The sequence below is a fragment of the Streptomyces sp. NPDC031049 genome (genome assembly GCF_055571015.1).
Map to the genome: position 1 here is coordinate 1 of NZ_JBVIGC010000042.1, position 4,263 is coordinate 4,263.

The 4,263-nt window shown below is 71.6% G+C and carries 5 protein-coding genes and 1 pseudogene; 1 reads left to right on the plus strand and 5 read right to left on the minus strand.

What is annotated here, in order from left to right; genetic code table 11:
- On the plus strand, positions 1-570 hold a 570-nt coding region (locus ACZ45Q_RS33945; protein WP_468269038.1), incomplete at its 5' end, for a UTP--glucose-1-phosphate uridylyltransferase.
- Positions 571-670: 100 nt separating this feature from the next.
- Here ACZ45Q_RS33945 and obgE read toward each other — a convergent pair.
- The 5 genes and pseudogenes from obgE to ACZ45Q_RS33970 form a co-directional block, all read right to left on the minus strand.
- Positions 671-2,107, minus strand: coding sequence for a GTPase ObgE (obgE, locus tag ACZ45Q_RS33950; RefSeq protein ID WP_468269041.1), 1,437 nt, complete (start codon positions 2,105-2,107; stop codon positions 671-673).
- 128 nt (positions 2,108-2,235) lie between these two features.
- Entirely contained in the window at positions 2,236-2,490 is a 255-nt protein-coding gene (rpmA, locus tag ACZ45Q_RS33955; RefSeq protein ID WP_006132816.1) for a 50S ribosomal protein L27, read from the minus strand.
- Between the two features lie 14 nt (positions 2,491-2,504).
- Positions 2,505-2,825, minus strand: coding sequence for a 50S ribosomal protein L21 (rplU, locus tag ACZ45Q_RS33960; protein WP_004001309.1), 321 nt, complete (start codon positions 2,823-2,825; stop codon positions 2,505-2,507).
- A 220-nt stretch (positions 2,826-3,045) separates the two neighbouring features.
- Entirely contained in the window at positions 3,046-4,116 is a 1,071-nt protein-coding gene (locus ACZ45Q_RS33965) for an iron-containing alcohol dehydrogenase family protein (protein ID WP_468269045.1), read from the minus strand.
- Positions 4,104-4,263: pseudogene (locus tag ACZ45Q_RS33970) on the minus strand (phosphocholine cytidylyltransferase family protein); the annotation flags it as partial. The gene ACZ45Q_RS33965 and the pseudogene ACZ45Q_RS33970, both read right to left, overlap by 13 nt.

Consider the following 4,263-nt stretch of genomic DNA (forward strand, 5'->3'; position numbering starts at 1 on the left):
GAGCCCTTCGCGGTCCTCCTCGGCGACGACCTGATCGACCCGCGCGACCCGCTGCTCAAGCGCATGATCGAGGTCCAGGCGCAGTACGGCGGCAGTGTGGTGGCGCTGATGGAGGTCGCGCCCGAGCAGATCCACCTCTACGGCTGTGCCGCGGTGGAGCCCACCGCTGACGGCGACGTCGTCAAGGTCACCGGCCTGGTGGAGAAGCCCGACCCGGCCGACGCCCCCTCCCACTACGCCGTCATCGGCCGCTACGTCCTGGACCCGCACGTCTTCGACATACTGCGCACCACCGAGCCCGGCCGCGGCGGCGAGATCCAGCTCACCGACGCCCTCCAGCAGCTCGCCGAGACGCATTCATCAGCGGCTACCGCCGCGGGAAAGGCCGGCGGTCCGGTGCACGGAGTGGTCTTCAAGGGCCGCCGCTACGACACCGGCGACCGCGGCGACTACCTGCGCGCCATCGTCCGCCTCGCGTGCGAACGTGAGGACCTGGGCCCGGACTTCCGGGGGTGGCTGCGCGACTACGTGGGGCGGGAACTGACGGAAACGGCGGACGCGCGGGCCTGACGCGCGCCGGAACGACGACCGCACCCCGCCCTCACTCCTCCCGCATCGGTGCGGGGAGGCCGTGACGGCGGGGTGCGGTCGTTCCGGGCCCCTGGGCCGCTCAGAACGGCTCGAAGCCCTCGTACTCCTGCTCCGCCTCGTCCCGCTCGGCCTGCCGGTCCCGGCGGCGCTGGGCGGCCGGGCGGGTGCCCTCGAAGCGGTGGTCCTCACCGCGGCGGCCGAGCATCTCCGCGCCGGCGGTGACGGACGGCTCCCAGTCGAAGACGACGGCGTTGTCCTCGGGGCCGATGGCCACGCCGTCCCCGGCACGGGCGCCGGCCTTCAGCAGCTCCTCCTCGACGCCGAGGCGGTTGAGCCGGTCCGCGAGGTAGCCGACGGCCTCGTCGTTGTTGAAGTCGGTCTGGCGCACCCAGCGTTCGGGCTTCTCGCCGCGCACCCGGAACAGGCTCTCGTCCTCGCGCGTGACGGTGAAGCCGGCGTCGTCCACGGCCTTGGGCCGGATGACGATGCGCGTGGACTCCTCCTTCGGCCTGGCGGCACGCGCGCCGGCCACCAGGTCGGCGAGGGCGAACGACAGCTCCTTCAGCCCGATGTGGGCCACCGCGGACACCTCGAAGACCCGGTAGCCGCGCGCCTCGAGATCGGGCCGGACCATCTCGGCGAGGTCCCGGCCGTCGGGCACGTCGATCTTGTTCAGCACGACGATGCGCGGACGGTTGTCCAGGCCGCCGTACTGGCGCAGCTCCTCCTCGATGACGTCGAGGTCGGAGACGGGGTCGCGGTCGGACTCCAGGGTGGCGGTGTCCAGGACGTGCACGAGCACGCTGCACCGCTCGACGTGGCGCAGGAACTCCAGGCCGAGGCCCTTGCCCTGGCTGGCGCCGGGGATGAGGCCGGGCACGTCGGCGATGGTGTAGACCGTGGAGCCCGCCGTGACCACGCCCAGGTTCGGCACGAGCGTGGTGAAGGGGTAGTCGGCGATCTTCGGCTTGGCCGCCGACAGCACCGAGATCAGCGACGACTTGCCGGCGCTCGGGTAGCCGACCAGCGCGACGTCGGCGACCGTCTTCAGCTCCAGGACGACGTCCCTGAGGTCCCCCGGCTCCCCGAGCAGCGCGAACCCGGGCGCCTTGCGCCGGGCGGAGGCCAGCGCCGCGTTGCCGAGCCCACCCCGGCCGCCCTGCGCGGCCACGAACGAGGTGCCGTGGCCGACCAGGTCGGCGAGGACGTTGCCCGCCTTGTCGAGGACGACGGTGCCGTCCGGCACCGGCAGGACCAGGTCCTGGCCGTCCTTGCCGGAGCGGTTGCCGCCCTCGCCGGGCTTGCCGTTGGTGGCCTTGCGGTGCGGGGAGTGGTGGTAGTCCAGCAGCGTCGTCACCGACTGGTCGACGGTGAGGATGACATCGCCGCCACGGCCGCCGTTGCCGCCGTCCGGTCCGCCGAGCGGCTTGAACTTCTCCCGGTGTACGGAGGCACAGCCGTGGCCTCCGTTACCCGCGGCGACATGCAGTTCGACGCGGTCCACGAAGGTGGTCATGGTGGGGTGCCTCCAGAGACGTGCGTAAGCAGGTGTTGTTTGTCTTTACAAGGGGTCTTAACACGCGAAAGGCGGACCCGCCTTCCCGGGAGGGAAGTGAGGTCCGCCTCGCGAAACGATGCGTCCGGTCAGGCGACCGGAACGATGTTCACGACCTTGCGGCCACGGCTGGTGCCGAACTGCACCGAACCGGCCTGAAGCGCGAACAGCGTGTCGTCGCCGCCACGGCCGACGCCGGCGCCCGGGTGGAAGTGGGTGCCACGCTGGCGGACCAGGATCTCACCCGCGTTGACGACCTGACCGCCGAAGCGCTTCACGCCGAGCCGCTGGGCGTTGGAGTCGCGACCGTTCCGGGTGGACGATGCGCCCTTCTTGTGTGCCATGTCTCTTCAGTCCCTTACTTCGCAGCCGTGGGGATCTCAGTGACCTTGATCGCCGTGTACTGCTGGCGGTGGCCCTGACGACGGCGGTAGCCGGTCTTGTTCTTGTAGCGCAGAATGTCGATCTTCTGGCCCTTGTGGTGGTCCACGACCTCGGCCTGGACCTTGATGCCGGCCAGCACCCACGGGTCGCTGGTCACGGAGTCGCCGTCGACGACGAGCAGGGTCGAGAGCTCGACCGTGTCGCCGACCTTGGCGGTGGAAATCTTGTCAACCTCGACGATGTCGCCGACAGCAACCTTGTGCTGGCGACCACCGCTGCGCACGATCGCGTACACGCGGAACTCACTCTCTACGCTCGAAGAAACGGCACCCCCGCAGGCCAGCCGTCCCGCGCCGAACACGGACGGCCTCTCCCGGTCACGACGCGCGGCCGGGAGGAAGAGGTTTACGGGGATGTGGCGGGTCTATGGACACGCCGACGGTCAAGGTTACGGGGGCCGCCGCGCGGGGTCAAACCGGACCCCGCGCAGGCCTGGCGCGGGGCCCGGGAACGGCTCAGTCCATGGCGGACGCCACACCGGCGACGTACTCGGCGTACGCGGCGGCGATCCCGTCCGGCGACAGGCCGAGGTGCTCCAGGATCGTGTACCGGCCCGGCCGGGTCTGCGGGGCGAACTCCACGGCCCGGACGAACTCCTCGTCGTCGAACCCGATCTCCCGGGCCACGACCGGCAGCCCGTGCCGGCGCAGCGCCGCGGCCATCATCCGGGAGGCCTCCGGCTCGCCGCGCAGATGCGTGGCGAAGGCCGCGCCGATGCCCACCTGCTCGCCGTGGCTCGCCGCCCGCCCGGGATAGAGCAGGTCCAGCGCGTGGCTGATCTCGTGGCAGGCGCCGGACGAGGGCCGGGTGTGGCCCGCGATCGACATGGCGATGCCCGACAGCACCAGGCCCTCGGCCAGCACGGTCAGGAACCCGTCGTCGCCGCAGCCGCCCGGGTGGCGCAGCACGGCCTCGCCGGCCTGGCGGGCCATCGCGGCGGCGAGGCCGTCGATCTTCTCGCCGTTGACCTGGTTGGCCAGCTCCCAGTCCGCGACCGCGGAGATGTTGGACAGGGCGTCGCCGATCCCGGAGCGGACGAACCGGATGGGCGCCTCGCGGATCACCGACAGGTCGACCACGATCGCGATGGGCGTCGGCACGCCGTACGAACCGCGGCCCGCGTCGTTGTCCAGGATCGACACCGGGGAGCAGATGCCGTCGTGGGAGAGGTTGGTGGCCACCGCGACCATGGGCAGCCCGATGCGGGCGGCCGAGTACTTCGCGCAGTCGATGACCTTGCCGCCGCCGAGCCCGACGACCGCGTCGTAGTGGCCGCGCTTCATCTCGTCGGCCAGCCGGACGGCGTCGTCGATCGTGCCCCCGCCGACCTCGAACCAGTCGGCGCCGGGCAGGGCCGGCGCCAGCCGCTCGCGCAGCCGGGCACCGGAGCCGCCGCTGACGGCGACGGCGAGGTTGCCCGACGGGGATATGCGCTGGTCCACCAGGACGCCGGCCAGGTCGTCCAGGGCCCCGGGGCGGATGTCGACGACGACCGGCGAGGGGATGAGCCTGGTCAGTACCGGCACGCGATCTCCCGTCCCCTGGCGAGGTCGTCGTGGTTGTCGATCTCGACCCAGCTGACGTCGCCGATCGGGGCCACGTCGACCTTGAAGCCCCGGTCGACCAGCTCCTGGTAGCCGTCCTCGTAGTACAGCTGCGGGTCGCGCTCGAAG